This window comes from Micromonospora antibiotica, assembly GCF_017599305.1.
In the GTDB taxonomy this organism is placed as follows: Bacteria; Actinomycetota; Actinomycetes; order Mycobacteriales; family Micromonosporaceae; genus Micromonospora; species Micromonospora antibiotica.
On the sequence record NZ_JAGFWR010000035.1, the window covers coordinates 1 to 24,651 of the forward strand.

A 24,651-nucleotide genomic window follows, 5' to 3' on the forward strand; every position below is an offset into this window, starting at 1 on the left:
GCTCCTCATCGAGGACCCTGCCCATTGATGATCTTTGTGTGAGAACTCAGATCATGGACAGGGTCCTCCCCATTCCGCTAGACCTCCACCACCACGAATCCCCCCGACGGTCAAAACACGAGGCCGAGGGGCCCGACCGGACGGTCGGGCCCCTCGGACGTGATGCGGGTCGAACGTGCGGGTCAGGCGGTGGTGGCGTGCCGGGCGCTCTTGATCGCCTTCGGGTCGTCGGGGGAACGGGGCGCGTCCGGGCGCAGCGCGATCATCCGCTCACCGATCTCCTGGAGCGGGTTGCGGCCGAGCGCCTCCCGCACCTTCGGGAACCACTCCTGCTCCTCCTCCTCGATGTGGTGCTCGACGTTCTCGATCAGCACCGTGGTCTTGGCGACGAAGTGGTCGTCGGAGGCGTCCATCGCGGACAGCTCGGCGCAGAGCACGTCGGCGACGTGGTGCTCCTCGTACGACTCCAGGATGTCGTCCTCCAGGTCCGGTAGGAGCTTGCGGACCTGCGGGTACATCACCTCGTTCTCGAGGTAGGTGTGGGTGGTGAGGGCGGCCACGATCTCGTCGACCACCTTGCGGCGGCGACCGGCCGGGCCCTCCTGCGCCTTTTCGAACTCGCGGAAGAGTCGGCGCATCTCCTTGTGGTCCTCTTTGAGCAGGACGATGGCGTCGGTGGACACCGGCAGACCTCCTTGATCGGCTGACGGCAATCCCGGTACCCCCGGACGAACTGCGCAAACGGATCGCGCCCGGCGAACGTCCGGCACGCTCAGACGGTGGCGATGGTGTGCGGGATCTCGTCGAGCAGTTCCCGGGCCAGGAACCCGATGCGGCCGAACCGGGGCACCAGCCGCTGCCCGCTCACCGCGTGCACCCACGCCGCCCAGCAGGCCGCCTGGGCGGGTTCCGCGCCCCGGGAGAGCAGCCCGGCGAGCAGCCCCGCCCGCACGTCACCGCTGCCCGAGGTGCCCAGCCCGGCGTCGCCGCTCTCCTCCCGCCAGCTCTGGCCGTCGGGGGTGGCGATGTGCCCGTAGAGGGAGACCACCGCCTCGTACCGGTGGGCCAGTTCGCGGGACTCGGCGTCCAGGTCGTCGCCGGGGTCGCGGCCGAGCAGGTGCCGGGCCTCGGTGAGGTTCGGGGTCAGCACCACCTTCCGGTCCGTGCCGACCAGCAGGTCCGGTTCGTGGCTGAGCGCGCCCAGCGCGTACGCGTCGAAGACCAGTGCGGTGTGCGGCCCGGCCGCCGACAGCACCAGGCGCAGCAGGGCGCGGGTCTGGTCGATGTCGTTGAGGCCCGGCCCGACGGTGACCACGTCGGCCTGTTCGACCAGCTCACCGAGGCGGTCGCCCGGGTCCCCGGCGACCGCGCCGTCGGCGGTCTCCGGCAGGCCGACCACCATCGCCTCGGGCACCTGGATGCTCAGCGCGGCGGCGGTGGACTCGGCGGTGGCCAGTTGCAGCACCCCCGCCCCGGCGCGCAGCGCGGCCACCCCGGCCAGCAGCACCGCGCCCGGGGTGAACCGGGAACCGCCGACGACCAGGACGGTGCCCCGGTTGTCCTTGCCGCCGGTCGGCACCGGCAGGGCCCAGTCGCGCAGCAGTCCCGGGGTGATGACCCGGGTGTCAGACCGGTTCGGCATGGATCTCGTCCTCCGTGGTGGGTGGGGCGCCCTGCGCGTGCAGGTGGGTGACGTCGTTGAAGGTGTCCGGGGTGAGCCGGCCGGTGGCGTCGGCCGACCAGCCGGTCACCGAGCAGTTGGCGATCACGTGTTCCCGGGTCAACCCCATCAGCTCCGCCTCGGTCAGCCCCTCCACCAGGTAGCGGAGCAGGAACACCAGGGCGTCGTGCCCGAACAGCAGCACCCGCCGCCCCTGGTGGTCGCGGCGCAGGTCGCCGAGGAGGGTACGCAGCCGCAGCGCCACGTCGGTCCAGGATTCACCGCCGGGCGGCCGGTAGTAGAACTTGCCGAGCCGGTGCCGTCGGGCCGCCTCGTCGGGGAACCGGCGGGCCACCCCGTGCCCGGTCAATCCGTCCAGGATGCCCAGTTCGCGGTCGCGTAGCCGTTCGTCGACACTCGCCGGGATGCCGGTGTCGGCCAGCGCCAGTTCCGCCGTGCGCACCGCCCGCAGGTAGGGCGAGACGACCGCCACGTCGGGTCGGCGGTCCGCCGGCAGGCCGGCCAGCCAGCGGGCGGTGGCCCGTGCCTGCTGCTCGCCGGTGTCCGACAGCGGCACGTCGGCGTCGCGGTGGGTCAGGTCGATCAGCTCCGCGCCGTTCGACTCGGCCGCCGAGGCGGCGACGTTCGCGGTGCTCTCCCCGTGCCGGACGATCCACAGCGCCCCCAGTTCCGCCATGCCCCTCTCCCTACCCCCCACCCCGACCGGGGTAACCGCCCACCAATCCGGTACACCTTCCGCTGAATACATGATCTGATGTACTTTAGTGGGGTGGAGACCGTCACCCACGGCGAGGCCCTCGCCCGCTTCGGCCATGCCCTGTCGGACGCGACCCGGGCCCGACTGCTTCTCGCCCTGCGCGACGCGCCCGGCTACCCGGCCGAGCTGGCCGATCTGCTCGGGGTGACCCGGCAGAACCTGTCAAACCATCTGGCCTGCCTGCGCGGCTGCGGCCTGGTCGTCGCCGTCCCCGAAGGTCGCCGCGTCCGCTACGAACTCGCCGACACCCGCATCCGCCATGCCCTCGACGATCTGCTCGGCCTCGTCCTCGCGGTCGACCCGGCAGTCTGCCCCGACGCCGCCGACAAGGACTGCTGCTGATGAGTCTCCCCCTGCTGCCCGTCACCGCCGCCCGGCCCGATCCGGCCCGCCGTGTCGTCCTTGCCCGCCGGATTCGGCTTCTGGTCGCCGCCACCATCGGCTACAACCTGATCGAGGCTGTCGTCGCCATCGGCGCCGGCACCACCGCAGACTCCACCGCACTGATCGGCTTCGGCCTCGACTCGATCATCGAGGTCTCCTCCGCCGCAGCGGTCGCCTGGCAGTTCGCCGGCCACGACCCCGAGGCCCGGGAGAGAACCGCCCTGCGGATCATCGCGATCTCCTTCTTCGCGCTCGCTGCCTACGTCACGGTCGAATCGGTCCGCGCCCTGGTCGGCGGCAGCGAAGCGGCACACTCCACCGTCGGCCTCGTGCTCGCCGCGCTCTCCCTAGCGGTCATGCCCGGTTTGTCCCACGCACAACGACGCGCCGGCCGGGAACTCGGCTCCCGCACCGCCGTCGCCGACTCCAAACAGACACTGCTGTGCACCTACCTGTCCGCCGTCCTGCTCGTCGGCCTCGGACTCAACAGCGTTCTGGGATGGAGCTGGGCCGACCCGGTCGCCGCCCTGGTCATCGCCGCTGTCGCCGTCAAGGAAGGCCGCGACGCCTGGCGCGGGGATGCCTGCTGCGCCCCGGCCCCCACCGGGGAGGCCCCGGCCTGCGCCGACCGGTGCTGCGCCCCCGCGAACAGGACGACCTGACCGGCCATCAGCCGGCTCCCCGGAGTGGGGTCGATGCCACCCCGCAGCCTCGGCTGGGTGGGGATGGACCGTGGTCGGTGGGCCGATACCCTGCCCGGGTGGACGGTGAACGGCTGGCGGCATCACTCACCGGGCGGCTGGCCGGGCTGGAGTTCGTCGACCTGGGCACCGACGAGGTGACCGCGCGGATCATCGACGCCGTGCTGGCCTGGGCCGCCGATCAGGGCTGGCGGTCCTACCGTCGGGCGGCGAGCGTGCTGCCGCTGCCGCCGCCGATGACCGACCGGCACTCGGTGCTGGACGTGGCGTGTGCCCGCCGGGACGGGCCGCCCGTGGTGATCGAGGTCGACCACACCGACCGGCGGCGTACCTGGGAGAAGCTCGCGGCGGAGGCCGCCGCCGGCCGGGTCGCCCTCTGGGTGCGCTGGGGTCCGGGGCGGTTCGCCGCGCCACCGGCCCCGATCCACCTGGTCACCTGCGAGGTGTCCCGGCACGCAGGGCCCCCGGGCGCGGGTCGCCGGCACAGCCGGACGACGGGGCCGGCCCGCCCGGCACCCGCGCACTCCACCCACGGCGTCGACCCGGTGGTCGAGCCGTTGCCGTTACTGCCCGTCGAACCCGGTTCCTGACCCGACGGGGCTACTCGAAGCGGGTCGGGTCGCCCGCGCCGTAGCGGACGATCTCCGGCTCGTCGGCGGAGAAGTCGACCACGGTGGTGGGCAGGGTGCCGCACTCGCCGGAGTCGAGCACCGCGTCGATCGCGTGGTCGAGCCGTTCCTTGATCTCCCAGCCCTGGGTCATCGGTTCGGTCTCGCCGGGCAGCAGCAGGGTGCTGGACACCAACGGCTCGCCCAGCGCCGCCAGCAGCGCCTGCGCGACCGGATGGTCGGGGATGCGTACCCCGACGGTCTTCTTGCGGGGGTGCAGCAGCCGGCGCGGCACCTCCTTGGTCGCGGGCAGGATGAAGGTGTAGCTGCCCGGGGTGGCCGCCTTCAGCGACCGGAACACCGCGTTGTTGATGTGCACGAACTGGCCGAGCTGCGCGAAGTCCCGGCACACCAGCGTGAAGTGGTGCTTGCTGTCCAGGTGCCGGATCTCCCGGATCCGGTCGAGGCCGTCCCGGTTGCCGAGCTGGCAGCCGAGTGCGAAACACGAGTCCGTCGGGTAGGCGACCAGGCCGTCGCCGCGCAGCAGGTCGACCACCCGGGTGATCGTCCGGGGCTGCGGGTTCTCCGGGTGTACGTCGAGATAGATCGCCATGGCGGCGAGCCTAGTGGGGGAGTGGCGGCGGTCGCCGGTGAGCCCGGAGCACGTCGCGCGCCCATGTCAACATGTGGCACCCGTCGTCGCGGCACTGGAAGCACCGGCGCGGGGGTGGCGGCCTGTCCGGCGTCTCGTGGTGCTGCGCCAGCACCCGCTGCGCGGTCCAGATGACCAGGGCGGGCGTGACCGGTCCGTCGTCCATCGGCATGGGACCCCTCCGGGTACGGGCAGATCCGGGCACCGATCCCCGATCAGGTACCCGGACCGCTACCAGATGTGCCTCATCAGCATCACCTGTAACGTGCACACCGTCAAGGTTGCAAGTGGCAACGTGTGCACGGCGCACGTACATACGGTCGGAGCGTGAGACTCGTGGCCCTCTCCGACATCGCGGACATGCTCGGTGGCGTGTCGCGCACCAGGGCCACCGAGATCACCAACCGTCCGACCTTCCCGGCACCTATCGACACGGTCGCTAGCGGCAAGGTCCGGGTCTGGGACCGGGCGGCAGTCGACGGGTGGATCAGGCAGTACCGACCGAACCAACCGCGTGGCGCGGAGGACGACGAGCGCTGAACGGCTCCGGGTGTCGGGGGTGGCCGTTACCGTGTGAGCGTGGCGACGGCGGCCGAGGAGATCCAGGTGGGGGAGCGGCTGGTCCGCATCTCCAGCCCCGACAAGCCCTACTTTCCTGAGCGCGGGCTGACCAAGCGGGACGTGGTGGGCTACTTCCTCGCCGTCGGCGACGGCATCCTGCGTGCCCTGCGGGACCGCCCCACGATGCTGGAGCGCTGGCCGCGCGGCGTGTTCGAGGGGGCGAAGATCGGCACCCGGCAGGACAACCGGGGTGACGCCTTCTATCAGAAACGGCTTCCGGCCGGCGCTCCCGACTGGGTGCGCACCGCCCACCTCACCTTCCCCAGTGGTCGTACCGCCAACGAGGTCGCGCCGGGCGAGCTGGCGGTGGTGATCTGGGCGGCCAACCTCGGCACCCTGCGGTTCCATCCGTGGCCGGTGACGGCGTCCGACGTGGAGCGCCCCGACCAGCTCCGGATCGACCTGGACCCGATGCCGGGGGTCGGCTTCGAGCAGGTGGTGCCGGTGGCGCACGAGGTCCGGGCCTTCCTCGCCGAGCTGGGCATGGTCGGCTACCCCAAGACGACAGGCGGGCGCGGCCTGCACGTCTACCTGTCCATCGAGCCCCGGTGGAGCTTCGGGGAGTGCCGGCGCGCGGTGTTGGCCCTGGGCCACGAGCTGGGGCGTCGGCTGCCCGACCTGGTCACCACCACCTGGTGGCGGGAGCAGCGGGACCGGCCGGTCTTCATCGACTACAACCAGATGGCCCGCGACCACACGGTGACGTCGGCGTACTCGATCCGGCCCACCACGGCGGCGCTGGTGTCGGCCCCACTGGACTGGGCGGAGCTGGACGACGCCCGCCCGGAGGACTTCGACGTGCTGACCATGCCGGCCCGGTTCGCCGAGCGTGGCGACCCGCACGCCGGCCTGGACGGCGACCGCTTCTCGCTGGAGCCGCTGCTGGCCCTGGCCGACCGCGCCGGCCTGGCCGCCCCACCGGAACGCTGACCGACCGCGCCGGACCGTCACTCAGGCCCAGGGGCTGCCGGCCCCGTCGAACTCGTCGAAGACCAGCCAGGTGCGGGTGGACAGCACCCCGGCTATGCCCTGCACCCGGCTGAGCACCACGTCGCGCAGGGTGGCGTTGTCGGGCGCGCGGACCAGCGCCAACACGTCGTGTTCCCCGCTGAGCAGCGCCACGTGCTCGATGTAGCGCACCCGGGCCAGCTCCGCCGACACCTCCCGCCAGGTGTTCTGCTGGATGGTCAACGAGATGTACGCCGAGGTGCCCAACCCGGCCGGCTCGGGTGCCACCCGGGCCCGGAACCCGGTGATCACCCCGTCGCGCAGCAGCCGCTCCACCCGGGCGTACGCGTTGGTGCGCGACACGTGCACCCGCTCGGCGAGCGTACGCATGGACAGCCGGCCGTCCCGGGTCAGCTCGTCTAGGACCCGTCGGTCCACCTCGTCCAGCGGCGTGACCGAACGTCCCGTTCCGCCCGGCGGGCCCGGCGGCGGGCTGGTCTGCTGGCTCATCAGATACTCCCCGGTAGGCCAATCGTCCCGCGTTCATCACGGATGTTGAGTCAATCATCCAACGGCAGGAGCATAGGGCCACCACACGTCCAGGAGGTCCCCGCCGTGACGACCACACCCCAGGCGGTCCGCAGGGCATCCCCGCGTACCCGTCGACCGGCCACCCCGGTCGCCCCCGACCCCACCGCCGGCCTGCTCCCGCAGACCGCGCCGGTCCGGTTGCTCGACCCCGACGGCACCCCGTTGCCACCCCGCGCCGACCTGCCGGCACCGCCGGTCGAGACGCTGCGCGAGATGTACCGGCGGATGGTCGTCGGCCGGCGCTTCGACGCGCAGGCCACCGCCCTGACCAAGCAGGGCCGGCTCGCCGTCTACCCGTCCTCGCGCGGCCAGGAGGCGTGCCAGGTCGGCGCGGTGCTGGCGCTGCGCGACGACGACTGGGTGTTCCCCACCTACCGGGAGTCGATGGCGCTGACCGCCCGGGGCATCGACCCGGTCGAGGTGCTCACCCTGCTGCGCGGCGACTGGCACTGCGGGTACGACCCGACGGTGGTGCACACCGCGCCGCAGTGCACCCCGCTGGCGACCCAGTGCGTGCACGCCGCCGGCCTGGCCTACGGCGAGTCCTACCAGGGGCGGGACACCGTCGCGCTGGCCTTCATCGGCGACGGCGCGACCAGCGAGGGCGACTTCCACGAGGGGCTCAACTTCGCCGCCGTGTTCAAGGCCCCGGTCGTCTACTTCGTGCAGAACAACAAGTACGCGATCAGCGTCCCGCTGTCCCGGCAGACGGCCGCGCCGAGCCTGGCCTACAAGGGCGTCGGCTACGGGGTGCCCAGCGAGCAGGTCGACGGCAACGACCCCGTCGCCGTCCTGGCGGTGCTCACCCGGGCGGTGGCGCACGCCCGCGCCGGGCACGGGCCGTACCTGGTGGAGGCGCACACCTACCGGATGGAGGCGCACACCAACGCCGACGACGCCAGCCGCTACCGGGACCCCGACGAGGTCGAGGCGTGGCGGGACCGCGACCCGGTGGCCCGGCTGGAGGCGTACCTGCGCAGCCGGGGCGAGCTGGACGACGCGGCGGTCGCACAGATCGCCGCCGAGGCCGAGGCGTACGCCGCCGACCTGCGGGACCGGATGCACGCCCAGCCGACCGTCGACCCGCTGAGCCTGTTCGAGCACGTCTACGCCGAACCGACCCCGCAACTGGTCGAGCAGCGCGAGATGGTCCGGGCCGAGCTGGCCGCCGACGCGGAGGGGGACGCCTGATGGCCACCATGACCATGGCGAAGGCGCTCAACGCCGCGCTGGCCGACGCGATGCTCGACGACGAGCGGGTGCTCGTCTTCGGCGAGGACGTGGGACAGCTCGGCGGGGTCTTCCGGATCACCGACGGGTTGCAGGCCCGGTTCGGAGACAAGCGCTGCTTCGACACCCCGCTCGCCGAGGCCGGCATCGTCGGCTTCGCCGTCGGCCTGGCCATGTCCGGGCTGCGGCCGGTGGTGGAGATGCAGTTCGACGCGTTCGCCTACCCGGCGTTCGAGCAGATCGCCTCGCACATGGCGAAGCTGCGCAACCGCACCCGGGGCGCGTTGAGCGTGCCGATGGTCATCCGGGTGCCGTACGCCGGTGGCATCGGCGGGGTGGAGCACCACTGCGACTCGTCGGAGGCGTACTACGCGCACACCCCCGGCCTGAAGGTGGTCACCCCGGCGACGGTGGAGGACGCGTACTCGCTGCTGCGGGAGGCGATCGCCGACCCGGACCCGGTGGTGTTCCTGGAGCCGAAGAAGCTCTACTTCGCCAGCGGCGAGGCTGAACTGCCGGCCCGTACCGCCCCGTTCGGCCGGGCCGTGGTGCGCCGTCCCGGCACCGACGCCACCCTGGTCGCGTACGGCCCGGCGGTGCCGGTGGCGCTGGAGGCCGCCGAGGCCGCCCGGGAGGACGGCTGGGACCTGGAGGTCGTCGACGTACGCACCATCGTGCCGTTCGACGACGCCACCGTCACCGCCTCGGTGCGCCGTACCGGCCGGTGCGTGGTGATCACCGAAGCGCAGGGCTTCGCCGGGGTCGGCGCGGAGATCGCCGCCCGGGTGCAGGAGCGCTGCTTCCACGCCCTGCACGCCCCGGTGCTGCGGGTCGCCGGGCTGGACATCCCCTACCCGGCGCCGATGCTGGAGCACACCCACCTGCCCGGGGTGGACCGGGTCCTCGACACCGTGGCCCGCCTCCAGTGGGACGACCGGCCCGATCCGCGCTGGCTCGCCCAGGGGAGCGCGGCGTGAGCGCCCGCACCGCCACCGGCACCCGGGTCTTCCTCCTGCCCGACCTCGGTGAGGGGCTGAGCGAGGCCGAGATCGTCGAGTGGAAGGTCGCCGTCGGTGACGTGGTCACCGTGGACCAGAGCGTGGTGGAGGTGGAGACCGCCAAGGCCGTGGTCGACGTGCCCTGCCCGTACGCCGGGCGGGTGGTCGCCCTGCACGGTGCGGCCGGTGAGACGCGCCCGGTCGGTCAGCCGCTGATCACCGTCGCGCCGGCCGACGGCGGCGACGAGCCCGCCGGGCACGCCACCTACCGCGAGGAGGAGCGGGCCGGCTCCGGCAACGTCCTGATCGGGTACGGCACCGGCCACGGCGGCACCCGGCGGCGGCGACGCCCCCGGCTGACCGTGGCCCCCGAGCCGGCCGCCGCGCCCGTCGCGGAGCCGGCCGTCGGGCCCGTCCCCGTTGGCACCGTCGGCCCGTCGTCCGCGCCGAGGGTCCCGGCCGGCGCGGGGACGGACACCCCGGCCACCGGGATGTCCACCGACGGCGTCGTCCCGCCGGCCGGAGGCGGCACCGCGCCGGCCGGCGGGACGGCCCCCCTGGTCATCTCGCCCATCGTGCGCCGGCTCGCCCGCGAGCACGGGGTCGACCTGGCCGGGCTGCGGGGCACCGGCCCCGGCGGCGTGATCCGCCGCAGCGACGTGGAGGCCGCCCTGACCACCGCGCCGCAGCGGCACACCGACGAACCGGGCCGGCCCGTCGCGGACCCGGCCCCGTCGGCGCACGTCGGGCCGGCCCCAGCCGAGGCGTCCGACGTGGTCATCCCGCTGACCGGCATCCGCCGGGTGATCGCCGACAAGCTCTCCCGCAGCCGTCGGGAGATCCCCGAGGTCACCATCTGGGTGGACGCGGACGCCACCGCGTTGCTGGCCACCCGGGCGGCGATCAACGCGGCCACCCCGGACGCCCCGGTCAGCGTGCTGGCCCTGCTGGCCCGGATCTGCCTCAGCGGCCTGCGCCGATTCCCGCAGCTCAACGCGCACGTCGACACCGAGGGGCAGCGCATCGTCCAGTCGGCCGGGGTGCACCTGGGCATCGCCGCGCAGACCGACCGGGGCCTACTCGTGCCGGTGCTACGCGACGCCCAGCGGCTGACCACCAGGGAGTTGGCCGCCGCGCTGGCCGAGACCACCGCCGCCGCCCGCGCCGGCACCCTGTCGCCGGCCCGGCTCACCGGCGGCACGTTCACCCTCAACAACTACGGCGTGTTCGGGGTGGACGGTTCCACCCCGATCATCAACCACCCGGAGGCGGCGCTGCTCGGGGTGGGGCGGATCGTGGACAAGCCGTGGGTGGTCGACGGGCAGCTGGCCGTCCGCAAGGTGACCCAGCTCAGCCTCACCTTCGACCACCGGGTCTGCGACGGCGGCGTGGCCGGTGGCTTCCTGCGGCACGTCGCCGACTGCGTCGAACAGCCGGCGTTGCTGGTGGCGAACGTCTGAGCGGTACGCCCGGAGCCGGTCACCCTGGGCGGGGTGACCGGCTCCGTCGCGCTGTCCGGTGTTCGTCCGGTTCCGGACGGGCCGGCGGTGGGCGGGCGGGTTTTCCGGTCGGTGGGCCGGGAAACCGCCGTCGGCCGTGAACCCGCCGCGTCGGTCGTGGACGCACCGCCGAGAGGAGCCACCGTGCCGTACCAGGGTCTGCCCGTCGCCGTGCGGGACCGCCGTCCCCCCGTCGCCGGGGCGCCGCTGTGGTGCAACGCCCACGACCACGGGTTGACCGGCGACGGGGTGACCAACGACCAGCCGGCGCTCGCCGCCCTGGTGGACCGGCTCGGCGACGGCTACGCGGCCGACGGGCGGGCCCGGGTGATCTGGTGCCCGCCGGGCATCTACTCCATCCGGGACGCCGGCACGGTGTGGCGCAGCGGGGTGTCGCTGATCGGCGCCGGCCCGGCCGCCACCCGGTTCCTGCTCAGCAACGAGGGCAACCGCAGCGACCCGACGCCGTTGGCGTTCTGGACGGTGCTGCAGCACGGCGCGGACCGGGACCGGCACATCGCCGACTGCACCTTCGCCGACTTCGAGATCGACGGCTCCGGGGTGGCCCTGGCCGAGTACAACTACCTGGCCAAGGGCCTCGGTTTGCAGTACGTGGTGCGCGGGGTGTTCCGCAACCTCTACATCCACCACACCGGTGCGACCGGCCTGGGTTGCGACTTCCTCCAGGACACCCTGGTCGACGGGGTGGTGGTGGTCGGCTGCGGCCGGCTGGACAACGGTGAGCAGATGGGCGGCGCGGGCATCGGCATCGGCATCGGTGGCTGGGGCGACATGGAACGGCTCACCATCGCCAACTGCACCGCCCTGGCCAACGGCACCAACGGCATCTTCCTGGAACTCCAGAAGGACCACTGGACGCCGCCGCGCGGCTACCGGATCGTCGGCTGCCACAGTCAGGGCAACCGGTTCGGCATCTCGGACTGGGGCGCCGACGGGCTGATCGTCACCGGCTGCACGATGACCGGCAACCTGGAGGCCGGCTACGACGTGTCGGGCAACGGCACCTCGGGCGTCGCCGGCCGGGGTGGGCTGCTCACCGACTGCGTCATCGACGGCAACGTGGGCGACGGGATCAGCATGGGTAACACCCCGGGCCCGTACACGGTGCGGGGCAACCGGATCAGCAGCAACGGCGGTTACGGCTACCACCAGCACGACCTGGGTCGCGGCTATCCGCACCCGGCGCAGGACGTGGTGGTGGAGAGCAACGAGTTCTGGGGCAACGGCCTGGACGCCGTCCGGGTGGACCGGCCGATGACCGACGCGATGCTGCTCGACAACCGGATCCGCAACAACGGTCGGCAGTGTGCCGAAGCGTCCTGCGGCGGCGGCGAGTCGGTCCGCTACAGCGCCCGGTCCGTGGTCGACCGCTCGGCGAACTGGGCGCAGGACAGTCACCGGGGCAAGGTGCTGCGGGTCGGCTCCCGGGTGGCGGTGGTGGCCGCCAACACCGCCACCGAACTGCACCTCGCCCCGGTCCGCCCGGACGCCCACTCCGCGTGGAGCGGGGACACCCCGCTGCCGGGCACCCCGTACGAGTTGCCTGACGCGCCGCCGACCCGGGCCGGCATCGCGATCGACGCCGCGTTCGACTCGGCGACGGTGCGCGGCAACCGGATCTGGGACAACCATCCCGAACGCACCCAGACCCACGGGCTCTGGATCACCTCCCGGGGCAGTTGTGTCTCCTGCCGGGTGGAGGACAACGACCTGGCCGGTAACGCGGTGGCAGCCATCCGACTGGACACCCCGCCGGTCGGTGGGCGGTGGAACCGCAACCACGGTGACCAGGACTGGGACTGACTGTCAGTGCCGCCCCGACGCGGTCGATCCCGGACATCCGGTGCCCGTGCGGCCCGTCCGGCATCGATGGGGTCGATAAGGCCGGCCGTTGCCCGCCCGGTTCCCCGAAAGCGTGACCCGGCCCGAGAAACGCCGTACAGAATGTGGCCAAGGGGACGGGGAACGGGGGGACGGGAATATGGACGTGAGGCGGCGATTGACGCTTCTGGCGGTGACCATCGCAGCCACACCGCTGGTCCTCGGCGGGTGTACCGCCGAGCGGAAGCCGGCGGCCGGGGCGGCGCCCGGTGGGCCGGCGGCCCCCACGGTGTCGGTGACGCCGGCCGATCGGGCGAAGGACGTACCGGTCAGCGCGGAGGTCGGCACCACCGTGAACAACGGGCGGGTGACCAGTGTGAAGCTCACCGACGACAAGGGGAAGTCCGTCGCCGGGGAGCCGCGGGAGGACGGGTCGAGCTGGGTGCCGGCGGCCCCGTTGAGTGGTGGCCGGACCTACACCGCGGAGGTGACCGCGACCGGTGACGCGGGCCGCACGACCGTCGGGCGCACCACGTTCACCACGGTGGCGAACACCACCCGGCAGGCGTTGACCAGCGTGCTCTACTTCGCCGGCAACCAGACGTACGGCACCGCGATGCCGGTGACGGTGGCGTTCGAACCGGCAGTTCCCGCAGCGGCCAGAGCGGCTGTGCAGCGACGGTTGTTCGTGAAGACCGATCCGCCGCAGCCGGGCACCTGGTCGTGGCTGGAGGACGGCAGTCAGGTCTACTACCGCGCGCCCGACTTCTGGCGCAGCGGGACGACGATCAGTGTCCGGTCCGCGCTGGAGGGGCTGCCGATCGGCAAGGAGTACGTCGGTGATGCCGACCGGCGGTCCACCTCGAAGATCGGCCGGCAGGTCGCCCTGGACATCGACAACGCCACCAAGCAGATGTCGGTCTTCCAGGACGGCAAGCTGGTCCGCAGGATCCCGGTCAGTCTCGGCAAGCCGAGCACCCCGAGTTCCAGCGGCAAGATGGTGATCATGGAGAAGCACCAGCAGACCCGCTTCGACACCCGGGGCGAGCCCGACGGCGGCTATGTGGTCGACGTCGAGGACGCCCAGCGCCTCACCTGGGGCGGCGAGTTCATCCACGCCGCGCCGTGGTCGGAGGGGGACCAGGGCTACACCAACGTCTCGCACGGCTGCGCCAACGTGTCGTCCACCGCCGCCGACTGGCTGATGGGCGTCACCCAGGTCGGCGACCTGGTCACCGTGAAGGGCACCGAGGTGCCGCTGCGGCCGGGCAACGGCTGGACGGCCTGGAACACGGGCTGGGCCGAGTTCGCCAGGGGCAGCGCGCTGCCCGTACCGCCGGGGTTGAAGCCGGCGCCCGCCACCAGCCCGCCGCATCCGGGGGTGGTCGCCGGTGGCTCGTCGCCGGCCCCCGCGCCGTCGGCCAGCGGCGGCTGACCAGGCCCGGGTAGGTGTGGTGTGCCGTGGTCGGCCCGTCGCGACGGGCCGACCACGGCACACCGCGTGGGTCCACCCTGAGGAGGAGTCAGGGTCAGCTCCGGGGCGACCCTGGGACTACCCGGAAACCCGCCTCTGGCAGGGCGGAAACGTCGGAGGTGGGGGCTAGATTCGGGGCATGACGCAGGGAGAGGACCGGTTCCACGTGCGGCTCCGGGTGGCCGACGACGTGGTCGAGGTGCGCGTGGTGGGCGAGATCGACATCGCCACCGTCGGCGAGTTCCGGGTCGCCCTCTGGGCCGCACCGGTCCGTCCGCTGCTGCGGCTCGACCTGTCCGGTGTCCGGGTGCTCTCCGCCGCCGGGGTGCGGGCGTTGGTCGCCGCGCACCTGCGGGTCCGGGCCCGGGGCGGCGAGCTGGTCGTGGTCGACCCCGATCCGGTGGTCGCCCGGGTGCTGCGCGCCACCGGCCTGCACCGGATCATCGCGGTCCGGCACGGCGACGCCCCGGTCGGGGTCACGCACCGCCCCCTGGCCGCCTGCGCCTGACCGCCCACGCGCCCGCCCGCCGGTGTCCGGCGGGGCCGCCGGCCGGTGCCGGCGACCCCGCCGGTGGTCAGCGGACGCCGAGCAGGTCGACGACGAAGACCAGGGTCTCGTTCGGCTTGATGACGCCGCCCGCGCCCCGGCTGCCGTAGCCCAGGTGCGGCGGGATGGTGAGCCGGCGACGACCGCCGACCTTCATGCCCACCACGCCCTGGTCCCAGCCGGCGATGACCTGGCCGCCGCCGAGCGGGAACTCGAACGCCTCACCCCGGTTCCAGGAGGCGTCGAACTCGCGCCCGGTGGAGTGGGACACCCCGACGTAGTGCACGTTGGCCAGCTGGCCCGGCTGGGCCTCGGGGCCGTCGCCGACGGTGATGTCCTCGATGACGAGGTCGGCCGGGGGTGCGCCCTCGATCGGGCCGATCTCCGGCTTACCTGCCTGGGGCGTGTTCATTGCTGATCTCCTCGTCGTCGCACGATCGTCCGGTCGGTGTCGATCCTGCCCGATCGTGACGGACCTATTCCCGTAGGGCCCGACGCCGGACCCCACGGGCGGGGGTGGACGCGCGGCAGGGGCGCCACCGTCGAGGTGGCGCCCCTGCCGGCCGGTCGGCTGTCGCGGTCGGTTACCGGAGCCAGCCGAACCGGCGTACCAGCGGGAGGGTGGCCCAGACCCGGCCGAAGCCGAGGGTGTTCCCCGCGCCGACCAGGGCGAGACCGGCCAGCACCGCGGCGTAGATCAGGTGGTCGTCCATGAAGGGGTTGTTCTCGGGAGGCAGGACGGCGGTCCACATCAGCACCATGAGCAGGCCACCGGCGACCGCGGCGAGCCGCATCCCGATGCCCAGCAGCAGGGCCACCCCGATGCCGGCCAGGCCGATCATGAACAACCAGTCGGCCCAGGCCGCACCGGCGATGTCCTGGTAGAGCCCCTGGAACGGACCCTTCGCACCGAAGGCCAGGAAACCCTTGGTCGGGCTGCCGCCGTTGATCCAGGCGTTCTTCGTCGCGGTCTCGTGGCCGAGGCCGAACAGCTTGTCCAGGAAGGCCCAGAGGAAGATCCAGCCGAGCGCGATCCGGGTCCCGGCCCAGACGTAGCGGGCGGCGCGCTGCCGGGTGGTCTCGGTTCCGGCCACCGGTGCGGTCCCTGCGGTGGTGTTCCGCTCGATCGTCGCGGTCATGGTTCCCACGTCCCTTCTCTGCCTGGCACCGCACTTCCCGGTGGCAGTTACATTCCACGCCGTTCGCGGCCGTCCCGGCAGGGCCGACCGGTACGTGCCGGGGCGGGACCTAAGTCCCCTGCCACGGGCCTCCCGACGGGACCTTCGGCCTCCACGGCACCGGTCCGTCCGCCTCTGCCCCGACCGGTCGGGCCGGCCCTAACGTCGGCCGGGAGAGCCCGAGGAGGTCGTGATGAGGACATGGCAGGTGGACGACGTGATGACCCGGGAGGTCGCCACGGTGGGGGAGGAGACCCCCTACCGGGCGATCGTCGACGTGCTGATCCGGCGCGGCATCAGCGCGGTGCCGGTGGTGGACGGCTTCCAGCGGGTCCTGGGGGTGGTGTCCGAGGCGGACCTGCTGCACAAGGTGGAGCACTCCGGGGTGCAGGAGGAGCGGCGGGTCTTCGCCGGGCGACGTCGTCGGGTGTCCCGGGAGAAGGCCGAGGCGCTGCTGGCGAAGGAGCTGATGACCGCGCCGGCCGTCACCACCCACCCCGGGGCGTCGCTGCCGGCGGCGGCCCGGCTGATGGACCGGGAGGCGGTCAAGCGGCTGCCGGTCCTCGACGACCTGGGCCGGCTGGTCGGCATCGTCACCCGCGGCGACCTGCTGCGGGTGCACCTGCGCACCGACGCCGAGATCCGCGAGGACGTGGTGCAGGAGGTGCTGCGGCGGGTGCTGGCCGTGCGGGACGGGCTGGTCACCGTGCAGGTCCGCGACGGCGCGGTGCGGTTGGACGGCCGGCTGGACCGGCGGACCGCCGCCGAGCTGGCGGAGAAACTCGCCGGCCAGGTCAGCGGCGTGGTCCAGGTCACCAGCACCATCGGGTACGACGTCGACGACGCCGGCCTGGTGGAGCGGGGGATCACCCCGGTGGCCTGACCGTCACCCGAGCACCCGCCCGGGACGGATGGTCAAACCGGGGCAGCGAGTTGGGCGGTGAGCAGGGCGGGTGCCTCGGCCAGCGACGGGCCGTACCAGGTGAGGTGCCGGCCGGACACCAGCGCGCAGTCGGTGCCGGGGAAGGCGTCCGGCCCGTCGTCGGCGGTGAACGCGTAGGGCTCGTCGGGCAGGACCACCAGGTCGGGCCGGCGGGCCCGCAACGCGTCGAGGTCGGGGCGCGGATAGCGCTCGGGGTCGTCGTCGTAGAGGTTGACCACGCCGAGCCGGCGCAGTACGTCCCCGGCGAAGGTGTCCCCGCCGAGCACCACCCACGGCCGTCGCCACACCGGCACCACGGCCCGGCGTGCCCCGGCCCCGACGGCGGGTGCGGCCCAGGCCCGGCGGGCGTCGGTCAGCCAGCCCGGCTCCCCGGTCACCCCCAGCGCGGCGAGCAGCCCGGCCAACTCGTCCAGGGCCTGCGGCACGGTACGCGGGTAGGTGACCAGCACCGGCACCCCGGCCGCGCTGAGCGCGTCGGCGTCGGCCCGCCGGTTCTCCTCCACGTTGAGTAGCACCAGGTCCGGCCGCAGCGCCCGGACCCGATCCAGGTCGGGGTACTTGCTGCCGCCGACCCGGGCCACGTCCAGACCCGCCGGGTGCACACACCAGTCGGTCGCCCCTACCAGCAGCTCCGGCACTGTCACCGCCACCGCCTCGGTCAGCGACGGCACCAGCGAGACGACCCGCATCGTGTCCCTTCCCGTGCTCAGTGGGCGGCGCTCGCGACGGTCTCCCGGGACACCGTGGCGATCGGTACGCCCTCCCGGGCCGCCCACTCGACGGCGTGCCGGACCTCGGCCACCGGCATCGGCCGCCGGTCGGTCACGGTGACCGCCGTGTGCACCGCGAAGGACACGAACGGGTACGACCGGGCCAGCCCGGCGACCGAGGTGTGCACCTGACCGGCCACCGCCAGCGCCTCCTCCCGGCTCAACGCGGGCAGGACCAGCAGGTACTCGTCGGGGGCGAGGCGGATCGCCCGGTCGAGCGGGCGCAGTGGGGCGGTCAGCGCGGCGATCACGGCCTGCGCCTCGCGGGCGGTGCTGCGGCGTCCGAAGCGTTCGGCGGCGCGGGTCGGGTCACCGATCCGGACCCCGATCAGGGCCACCGGCAGGGTGCCGGCGGCGGTCACCCCGTCCATTCCGGTCCAGCGGCGCAGGGCCGGCTCGTCCACCAGGCCCGGCGGTCCCGCGACCGGTTCGGCGGACCGTCCCGGCCCGCCACGGGGGGCCCGGTCGACGCGCTCGGCCATCAGCCGCAACGCCGCCTCCGCCCGGCTCTCACCGGGGGTCGCCGGCAGGTCCCGGACCCGGCGCAGCACCTGATCGATAGCGGTCAGCGCGGCCGGGGGGAGCCGGTCGCCGAGGTGCGCCCGCAGCCGGATCACCTCGTGCAGCGCCTCGTCCCGGCGGAACCCCCAGCGGCCGGCGAAGAGCCGGCCCTCCTCCAGCGTGTCGGCGGCCACCACCTCCCGCCGGTCCCGGGCCACCAGGCTGGCCCCGAAGCGGGGGGTCAGGGCCACCACGCTCCACTCCCGGGCCAGCTCCTCGGTCTCCTCCAGCGCCACCGGGTACGCCCCGTCGGGCAGCTCCGGCGGTGTCTGCCCGACCAGTCCGACCACGGTGACCGCCGCACCCGCGGCGATGCGTGTGTAGCGGGCCCGTTCCCGCTGGAAGTACGGCATCCGCTGGAACAGGGCGATCACCACCAGCGGGCCGTCCTCGGCGGTGGCCAGCGCCGACCGCTCGATGGCGTGGGAGACCGTGACGAGACTCCGCTTGGTCAACAGTTCCGGGGCCGGTCCGTCGTGCAGCACCCCGTGAGCGTAGAGATCCCGGTCGGGGCACACCAACCGCCTGGTGCGGGACCCGCCGCCCGCATCGACGGCCCGGGTGCCGGGCTCATCGTCCGCTTCGACGGCCCAGCGCCGGCCCGCCGCCCGTATCGACCGCTCGGTGCCGGGTCCACCGGCCGCACCGACGAGGCGGGCACGGGGGTCGACGTCCTAGACTCGGCCGGTCACCTCTCCTGCCACGGACGGACCGACCCGACGATGACGCGTACCGCCACCGACGACGGGGCCCGGCTGCGGCCGGTTCCGGCCGGGGCCGCGCCGCTGTTCGTCCGGGCCGGCCAGGCGGTGTACCCCGCCCGTCGGCTCGGCGACCTGGTGTCGCGGCGGCCGGCCGGCGTCACCGGGCACCAGTGGAGTTCGGCGTTGCGCGCGGAGTTCGACCACGTCGTCTGCGCGGCCGACACCGGCGTGCCGCTGTTCGCCCTGACCGTCGGCCCGACCGCGCCGGCCGGGTCGGCGGGGCAGCGGACCGAGCGGATGGTCGCGGCGGTCTGCGCCGCCGTGGGCCTGCCGGTGCTGCGGATCGGCTCGCCGACGCTGCGGGCCGCCGACCACGGCCGACGGATCATCACGTACGTCATCGACGCCCGCGCCTACGCCGCCGGTGCTGGTGCCGGTGGCGACGACCCGGACGACATCCCGGTCGGTTACCGGGACATCGTCGGCCGGTTGCCCGACGGGCGCACCGGAGCGGTGAACGACCTCGGCGCGCTGTCCCGGGCGGCGGCCGTCGAGGCGTACGTGTCGCGGCGGCTCAGTGATCCGATCGTGCGCGGGCTGCACGTGCGGTGGCGCGACGGGACGGCCGAGGGGTGGAGCTGGGTCGAGGTGCGGCCCGGCCGCTGCCTGGTGGAGCGGGTCACCGTGTCCGAGGCGCGGTGGCACTGCGGGGTGGACTCCGCCCGGCTGGCCGAGGACCTCGCGGCGGTGGCGGTGGGCGACCGGTTGGCGGTGACTGACCGGCCGGCGGTGGCTGTGGCCGACGAATCGGCCCTGCTCGACCGGGACGAGCTGCGCCGGCAGATCTGCGTGCTGCGGGACCGGCGCGACGAGTTGGCCACGCCGTTCGCCTTCGGTCACCTCTGCGGGGACTGACCCACCCGGGAACGACCCGCCGTCATTTTCCGGCGACGTGTGGTGACAATCCGGCCCGGCCGAAAAATGGTCCCGGATTCCTCGATCCGCTTTGAACCTTCGTCCGGGCCGGCCCGTACCTAAGCGGGAATGGACAGGATCTTCCCAGCCGCGCCACCCGACGCGGCGGACGGTGCGGAAAGGCATCGTCGGCCATCGACGTGCGACCGGAACGTCGCAGTGACCCCGGTGGGGGAGACCGACCCGAAGGTCGTCTCCTCGTCGGGGACACGAGTCAGGTACCGGATCGAGAAGGAGAGCAATTCGATGCGCAGGTCCACAGGGGCACGCCGGTCGTCCGGTAACGCGCGGAGCAAGCGGCTGCTGGCGGCGGTCGGTGCGCTCGTCGTCTTCGGCGGTATTGCCGCCGTCACCCAGATCTCATCGGCCGGGGACAAACCGCGGCAGCAGCAGGCCCGCAACGTCTCGTCGGCCTGTGTCGCACCGAGCCCCGGCGCCACCTCGCCGAGCGGGCGGGGCAGCACCACCCAGACCTGGCAGAACGGCCGGTGGGTCCGCAACCACTGGGGTGACGGCCAGATGTCCGTCGCCGAGTGCCAGGCCGTGAAGGCCGGCAACGCGCCGGTGACCACGCTGGCCTCGACGGTGGCCTGCCCGGAGGTCACCCCCCGGTTGCCGCAGATCCCGGCCCAGGCCAAGGCCGAGGTGGACAAGGAACTCGCCCTGCTGAAGACCCAGATCGACGACGCCAACAAGCGGTTGTCGGCCGAGGGGCGCAACGGCAAGGCGTTCATCGACAACGCGATCCTCGGCCCGCTGGCCGACAAGCGGCGGTCCGCTCTCAACCGGATCGCCACCGCGATCGGCCGGTTCGCCCAGCGCCCGCAGGGCCTGGAGCAGCTCGCCGGCTGCCAGGTCGCCGCCGCCGCCAACAACGGCGGCCAGAACGGTGGCAACAACAACGGCGGCCAGAACGGCAACAACGGCGGCCAGAACAACAACGGCGGCAACAACGGCAACAACGGTGGCCAGAACGGTGGCAACAACAACGGCGGCCAGAACGGCAACAACGGCAACGCCCTGGGCGTGCTCGCCAAGGACTGCGCCAACAGCCGGTTGCAGCCGCACGACGGCTTCCAGAACGGCAACCGCTGCGTCAGCACCGCGTTCGGCGAGGTCGGCGCGGCGGCCAACAACCCGTCGCTGCTGATCACGCAGTTCCCCAACCAGGTGCAGCGCAACCAGGCGTTCAGCCTGAAGGTCTCCACCCGCAACCTGGTCCGTGACCGGTTCCTGGCGGCCGGGCAGGGCGGCTACTACCTGGAGAGCTCGGTGCTCAACGGTCAGGGCCTCACCCGTGGTCACTTCCACACCGCCTGCCGGATGCTGCAGAACACCAACCAGGCCCCGTCGAACCCGCAGGACGTCCCGGCGTTCTTCGTGGCCACCGAGGACGGCAAGGGCGGCAACCAGTCCGACGACGTGACCATCCAGATCCCGGGCCTGCCGCAGTCGGGTACGGCGCAGTGCGCGGTCTGGGCCGGTGACGGTTCGCACCGGGTGCCGATGATGGAGCGGGCCAACCAGACCCCCGCCTTCGACGTGGTGCGCATCCGGGTCAACTGACCGGACAGGCGACAACGGCCACGGGCCGCCCCGGGCACTCCCGGGGCGGCCCGTGGCCGTTCGGGTGGGTCCACTTCTTCCGGAGGCCGACGCTGCGGCCCGGTGCGGCCGGCGGGTGGCGATCCTGTTCCGGAGGCCCCGCGTTCCGGGCGGCCAGCGAAGCGACGCATTCCACGGCCAGCGGGACGGTGCGTTGCGGACGGCCAGCGGTGCGTTCCGGGCGTTCCGGGCGTCCCGCGGTGCGGTGTGTCCCGAACGGCCCGGGGTGAGGGGGCGTTCCGGGCGGTCAGGGCCGGGCGGGCCGGCAAGGGTTTTCGGTGACGGCGCAGCGGGTGGAAATTGTGGACACGGCGAAAAGCGCCGGGGTCGCCGCTGTTATCTCAGCGTGACCCCGGCGCGTCCGTTCGTGACCTGACCGCCCCTCAGCGGCTCTTCCACGCCTCCACGACCGAGACCGGGATGCGGCCACGCTCGGAAATCTCGTGGCCGTTCTTGGTCGCCCATTCCCGGATGGCGCGGTTCTGCTCGCGGTCCATTCCCGAGACCCCGGCGCGAGCGGGGCGGCGAGCCGGCCGACCGGTCTCGACCGCGCCCCGCCCCATTCGGCGGCCAGCGGTGATGTACGCGTCGAGCGTCTTGCGCAGCACCCCCGCGTTCTCGTCGGAGAGATCGATGGTGTACGCCGCCCCGTCCAGGCTGAACTCGACGGTCCGATCGGCCTTTCCGCCGTCGAGGTCGTCGGTCAGAACGGTGATTACTTTCCTTGCCATCGCCATTACTCCCTGTGTTGAGCGGGGTGTGCTAAGAGTTTGACGTATCTGACGGCAAATCCGCAACAATACGCCTCTCTTTCATTTGGCGGGTCGGGTCAATCCTGGGAAATCCGGGTCCGACCAATGCTGGCGGAGGGTGGAGGCGCGGGCGGGATGTGTCCTGGGTCACATCCCGGAACATGGGGCACGGTTTGTGACTTGAGTGAGACACGCTCAACCTCAAGTGATGGCAGGTGTCCGATGGCAACCCTCGCGGTACTTCCCCTGACCGACGTCGTCCTGCTCCCCGGCATGGTCATCCCGGTGACCCTCGACCCGACCACCCAGGCCGCCGTCGACGCCGCCCGGGCCGGCGGCGACAACACCCTGCTCGCCGTACCCCGCATCGACGGCGAGTACGGCCCCGTCGGCACGATCGCCACCATCGAGAAGGTGGGCCGCCTCCCCGACGGCGAACCCGCCGCCGTGGTGCGTGGCCTGGCCCGTGCCCGGATCGGCTCCGGCGTCCCCGGACCCGGCGCCGCCCTCTGGGTGGAGGCCACCCGGATCGACGAACCCGCCCCCGCCGGCCGCGCCCGCGACCTGGCCCGCGAGTACCGCGCCCTGATGACCTCGGTCCTCCAGCAACGGGGCGCCTGGCAGGTCATCGACGCGATGGAACGGATGACCGACCTGTCCGAGCTGGCCGACGCGGCCGGCTACGCGCCGTGGCTCAGCCTGGCGCAGAAGACCGAACTGCTCGCCGCTCAGGACGTCACCGCCCGGCTGGAGCTGCTCGTCGGCTGGGTGAGGGACCACCTGGCCGAGCAGGAGGTCACCGAACAGATCACCAGTGACGTCCGGGAGGGGCTGGAGAAGTCCCAGCGGGAGTTCCTGCTCCGCCAGCAGCTCGCCGCGATCCGCAAGGAACTGGGCGAGGACGAGCCGGACGGCTCCGCCGACTACCGCTCCCGGGTGGAGACCGCCGACCTGCCGGACAAGGTCCGTGAGGCGGCACTGCGTGAGGTCGGCAAGCTGGAACGGGCCAGCGACGCCTCCCCGGAGGCGGGGTGGATCCGTACCTGGCTGGACACGGTGCTGGAGATGCCGTGGAGCACCCGTACCGAGGACGACACCGACCTGGCGGCGGCGCGGGCGGTGCTCGACGCCGACCACGCCGGCCTGGCCGACGTCAAGGACCGCATCCTGGAATACCTGGCGGTGCGCAACCGGCGTGCCGAACGCAACCTCGGGGTGGTCGGTGGGCGCGGCTCCGGCGCGGTGCTCGCCCTCGCCGGCCCGCCCGGAGTCGGCAAGACCAGCCTCGGCGAGTCGGTGGCCCGCGCGCTGGGCCGCAACTTCGTCCGGGTCTCCCTCGGCGGCGTCCGCGACGAGGCCGAGATCCGTGGGCACCGGCGCACCTACGTCGGCGCGCTGCCCGGCCGGATCGTCCGCGCGCTGCGCGAGGCCGGCTCGATGAACCCGGTGGTGCTCCTCGACGAGGTCGACAAGCTCGCCGCGGGGTACGCCGGGGACCCGGCCGCCGCCCTGCTGGAGGTGCTCGACCCGGCCCAGAACCACACTTTCCGCGACCACTACCTCGAAGTCGACCTCGACCTGTCCGACGTGCTCTTCCTGGCCACCGCCAACGTGGTGGAGAGCATCCCCGGCCCGCTGCTGGACCGGATGGAACTGGTCACCCTGGACGGCTACACCGAGGACGAGAAGGTCGCCATCGCCCGCGACCACCTGCTGCCCCGGCAGCTCCAGCGGGCCGGCCTGACCGCCGACGAGGTGACCGTCACCGACGAGGTGCTGGCGCTGATCGCCGGCGAGTACACCCGGGAGGCCGGCGTCCGGCAGCTCGAACGGGCCCTGGCCAAGATCCTGCGCAAGGTCGCCGTGACCCTGACGACCGACCCGGCCCCGGTCCGGGTGGACACCGGCACCCTGGCCGGCTACCTGGGCCGGCCGAAGTTCACCCCGGAGTCGGCGGAGCGCACGGCGGTGCCCGGCGTGGCCACCGGCCTGGCCGTCACCGGCGCCGGCGGTGACGTGCTCTTCATCGAGGCCACCAGCATGGACGGCGAGCCCGGGTTGACCCTCACCGGGCAACTCGGCGACGTGATGAAGGAGTCCGCCCACATCGCGCTGTCCTACCTGCGCGCCAACGGGCGGCGCTACGGCCTCGACCCGAACGTCCTGGCCGGACGCCGGATCCACCTGCACGTGCCGGCGGGCGCGGTGCCCAAGGACGGCCCGAGCGCCGGCATCACCATGGTCACCGCACTGGCGTCGCTGGTGACCGGTCGGCCGGTACGGCCCGAGTTCGGGATGACCGGTGAGGTGACGCTGTCCGGGCGGGTGCTGCCCATCGGCGGGGTGAAGCAGAAGCTGCTCGCCGCGCACCGGGCCGGCCTGACCGAGGTGATCATCCCGGCCCGCAACGAGCCGGACCTCGACGACCTGCCCACCGAGGTACGCGAGGCGTTGACCGTGCACACCCTGGCCGACGTGGCCGACGTGCTCGCCCTGGCGTTGCGCCCGGCCGAGATCGACGCGGAGACGCTCGGCGGCCGGCCGGTCGGGGCCGCCTGACCGGCCTCGCCCGACCGCTTCCACGGCCCTCGGCGTCCCACCGGGCGTCGGGGGCCGTCAGGGCCGTAGCC

At 73.1% G+C, this 24,651-nt stretch carries 25 protein-coding genes; 15 read left to right on the forward strand and 10 right to left on the reverse strand.

Features of this window, described 5'->3' with window-relative positions; all coding sequences use genetic code 11:
• Positions 1-182: 182 nt before the first annotated feature.
• From JQN83_RS30870 to JQN83_RS30880, 3 genes are all read right to left on the reverse strand, one after another.
• Complete coding sequence (locus JQN83_RS30870) at positions 183-683, reverse strand: hemerythrin domain-containing protein (RefSeq protein ID WP_208570679.1); 501 nt, start codon at positions 681-683, stop codon at positions 183-185.
• Between the two features lie 89 nt (positions 684-772).
• Complete coding sequence (locus tag JQN83_RS30875; RefSeq protein WP_208570680.1) at positions 773-1,642, reverse strand: NAD(P)H-hydrate dehydratase; 870 nt, start codon at positions 1,640-1,642, stop codon at positions 773-775.
• The gene (locus JQN83_RS30880) at positions 1,626-2,357 is read right to left on the reverse strand and encodes a histidine phosphatase family protein (RefSeq protein WP_208570681.1); all 732 of its coding nucleotides are present in this window, start codon (positions 2,355-2,357) and stop codon (positions 1,626-1,628) included. Before JQN83_RS30880 ends, JQN83_RS30875 begins: the two co-directional genes overlap by 17 nt.
• A gap of 78 nt (positions 2,358-2,435) precedes the next feature.
• Here JQN83_RS30880 and JQN83_RS30885 point away from each other — a divergent pair, with 78 nt between their 5' ends.
• The 3 genes from JQN83_RS30885 (at position 2,436) to JQN83_RS30895 (ending at position 4,113) form a co-directional block, all read left to right on the forward strand.
• Entirely contained in the window at positions 2,436-2,780 is a 345-nt protein-coding gene (locus JQN83_RS30885) for an ArsR/SmtB family transcription factor (protein WP_208570682.1), read from the forward strand.
• Positions 2,780-3,484: a cation efflux transmembrane domain-containing protein gene (locus tag JQN83_RS30890; protein WP_208570683.1), complete on the forward strand. Its 705-nt coding sequence runs from the start codon at positions 2,780-2,782 to the stop codon at positions 3,482-3,484. Before JQN83_RS30885 ends, JQN83_RS30890 begins: the two co-directional genes overlap by 1 nt.
• Before the next feature lie 98 nt (positions 3,485-3,582).
• Entirely contained in the window at positions 3,583-4,113 is a 531-nt protein-coding gene (locus JQN83_RS30895; protein ID WP_208570684.1) for a hypothetical protein, read from the forward strand.
• A gap of 10 nt (positions 4,114-4,123) precedes the next feature.
• Here JQN83_RS30895 and JQN83_RS30900 read toward each other — a convergent pair whose 3' ends face one another.
• Entirely contained in the window at positions 4,124-4,744 is a 621-nt protein-coding gene (locus JQN83_RS30900; protein WP_208570685.1) for an L-threonylcarbamoyladenylate synthase, read from the reverse strand.
• Between the two features lie 366 nt (positions 4,745-5,110).
• Between JQN83_RS30900 and JQN83_RS30905 the strand changes: the two genes are divergently transcribed.
• Together JQN83_RS30905 and JQN83_RS30910 are read left to right on the forward strand one after the other, a co-directional pair.
• Entirely contained in the window at positions 5,111-5,323 is a 213-nt protein-coding gene (locus JQN83_RS30905) for a hypothetical protein (RefSeq protein WP_208570686.1), read from the forward strand.
• Between the two features lie 39 nt (positions 5,324-5,362).
• A complete protein-coding gene (locus tag JQN83_RS30910; RefSeq protein ID WP_208570687.1) occupies positions 5,363-6,334 on the forward strand; it encodes a DNA polymerase domain-containing protein in 972 nt (323 codons plus the stop codon).
• A 21-nt stretch (positions 6,335-6,355) separates the two neighbouring features.
• On the opposite strand, the gene JQN83_RS30915 is transcribed toward JQN83_RS30910, so the two are convergent.
• Positions 6,356-6,862 carry an Lrp/AsnC family transcriptional regulator gene (locus JQN83_RS30915; RefSeq protein WP_208570688.1) on the reverse strand — a complete coding sequence of 169 codons (507 nt, stop codon included), beginning with the start codon at positions 6,860-6,862 and terminating at the stop codon, positions 6,356-6,358.
• Between the two features lie 72 nt (positions 6,863-6,934).
• Here JQN83_RS30915 and pdhA point away from each other — a divergent pair, with 72 nt between their 5' ends.
• The 6 genes from pdhA to JQN83_RS30945 all read left to right on the forward strand — a co-directional run bounded on the left by pdhA (position 6,935) and on the right by JQN83_RS30945 (position 14,494).
• Positions 6,935-8,134, forward strand: a complete 1,200-nt coding sequence (pdhA, locus tag JQN83_RS30920; RefSeq protein ID WP_208570730.1) for a pyruvate dehydrogenase (acetyl-transferring) E1 component subunit alpha — start codon at positions 6,935-6,937, stop codon at positions 8,132-8,134.
• The gene (locus JQN83_RS30925; protein ID WP_208570689.1) at positions 8,134-9,150 is read left to right on the forward strand and encodes an alpha-ketoacid dehydrogenase subunit beta; all 1,017 of its coding nucleotides are present in this window, start codon (positions 8,134-8,136) and stop codon (positions 9,148-9,150) included. Before pdhA ends, JQN83_RS30925 begins: the two co-directional genes overlap by 1 nt.
• The gene (locus JQN83_RS30930) at positions 9,147-10,631 is read left to right on the forward strand and encodes a dihydrolipoamide acetyltransferase family protein (protein ID WP_208570690.1); all 1,485 of its coding nucleotides are present in this window, start codon (positions 9,147-9,149) and stop codon (positions 10,629-10,631) included. The genes JQN83_RS30925 and JQN83_RS30930 overlap by 4 nt, the downstream gene beginning before the upstream one ends.
• 183 nt (positions 10,632-10,814) lie before the next feature.
• The gene (locus JQN83_RS30935) at positions 10,815-12,494 is read left to right on the forward strand and encodes a right-handed parallel beta-helix repeat-containing protein (RefSeq protein WP_208570691.1); all 1,680 of its coding nucleotides are present in this window, start codon (positions 10,815-10,817) and stop codon (positions 12,492-12,494) included.
• A gap of 178 nt (positions 12,495-12,672) precedes the next feature.
• Positions 12,673-13,947 carry a L,D-transpeptidase gene (locus JQN83_RS30940; RefSeq protein WP_208570692.1) on the forward strand — a complete coding sequence of 425 codons (1,275 nt, stop codon included), beginning with the start codon at positions 12,673-12,675 and terminating at the stop codon, positions 13,945-13,947.
• Between the two features lie 178 nt (positions 13,948-14,125).
• Positions 14,126-14,494, forward strand: coding sequence for an STAS domain-containing protein (locus JQN83_RS30945; protein ID WP_208570693.1), 369 nt, complete (start codon positions 14,126-14,128; stop codon positions 14,492-14,494).
• Between the two features lie 67 nt (positions 14,495-14,561).
• Here the strand turns inward: JQN83_RS30945 and JQN83_RS30950 are convergent, their stop codons facing one another.
• Positions 14,562-14,945 (reverse strand): FKBP-type peptidyl-prolyl cis-trans isomerase, encoded by a 384-nt coding sequence (locus tag JQN83_RS30950; protein ID WP_208570694.1) that lies wholly within the window; start codon positions 14,943-14,945, stop codon positions 14,562-14,564.
• A gap of 172 nt (positions 14,946-15,117) precedes the next feature.
• The gene (locus JQN83_RS30955; protein ID WP_208570695.1) at positions 15,118-15,681 is read right to left on the reverse strand and encodes a DoxX family protein; all 564 of its coding nucleotides are present in this window, start codon (positions 15,679-15,681) and stop codon (positions 15,118-15,120) included.
• Between the two features lie 223 nt (positions 15,682-15,904).
• Between JQN83_RS30955 and JQN83_RS30960 the strand changes: the two genes are divergently transcribed.
• Positions 15,905-16,594 carry a CBS domain-containing protein gene (locus JQN83_RS30960; protein WP_208570696.1) on the forward strand — a complete coding sequence of 230 codons (690 nt, stop codon included), beginning with the start codon at positions 15,905-15,907 and terminating at the stop codon, positions 16,592-16,594.
• 32 nt (positions 16,595-16,626) lie between these two features.
• On the opposite strand, the gene JQN83_RS30965 is transcribed toward JQN83_RS30960, so the two are convergent.
• Together JQN83_RS30965 and JQN83_RS30970 are read right to left on the reverse strand one after the other, a co-directional pair.
• The gene (locus JQN83_RS30965) at positions 16,627-17,343 is read right to left on the reverse strand and encodes a helical backbone metal receptor (protein ID WP_208570697.1); all 717 of its coding nucleotides are present in this window, start codon (positions 17,341-17,343) and stop codon (positions 16,627-16,629) included.
• A gap of 17 nt (positions 17,344-17,360) precedes the next feature.
• The gene (locus tag JQN83_RS30970) at positions 17,361-18,470 is read right to left on the reverse strand and encodes a DICT sensory domain-containing protein (RefSeq protein WP_307799955.1); all 1,110 of its coding nucleotides are present in this window, start codon (positions 18,468-18,470) and stop codon (positions 17,361-17,363) included.
• Between the two features lie 3 nt (positions 18,471-18,473).
• Here JQN83_RS30970 and JQN83_RS30975 point away from each other — a divergent pair, with 3 nt between their 5' ends.
• Positions 18,474-19,604 (forward strand): hypothetical protein, encoded by a 1,131-nt coding sequence (locus JQN83_RS30975; RefSeq protein WP_307799957.1) that lies wholly within the window; start codon positions 18,474-18,476, stop codon positions 19,602-19,604.
• 306 nt (positions 19,605-19,910) lie between these two features.
• Positions 19,911-21,230, forward strand: a complete 1,320-nt coding sequence (locus tag JQN83_RS30980) for a hypothetical protein (RefSeq protein WP_208570698.1) — start codon at positions 19,911-19,913, stop codon at positions 21,228-21,230.
• Positions 21,231-21,652: 422 nt separating this feature from the next.
• Here JQN83_RS30980 and JQN83_RS30985 read toward each other — a convergent pair whose 3' ends face one another.
• Entirely contained in the window at positions 21,653-22,000 is a 348-nt protein-coding gene (locus tag JQN83_RS30985) for a histone-like nucleoid-structuring protein Lsr2 (protein WP_208570699.1), read from the reverse strand.
• A 243-nt stretch (positions 22,001-22,243) separates the two neighbouring features.
• On the opposite strand from JQN83_RS30985, the gene lon reads away from it, so the two are divergent.
• Complete coding sequence (gene lon / locus JQN83_RS30990; RefSeq protein WP_208570700.1) at positions 22,244-24,580, forward strand: endopeptidase La; 2,337 nt, start codon at positions 22,244-22,246, stop codon at positions 24,578-24,580.
• Positions 24,581-24,651 lie beyond the last annotated feature (71 nt).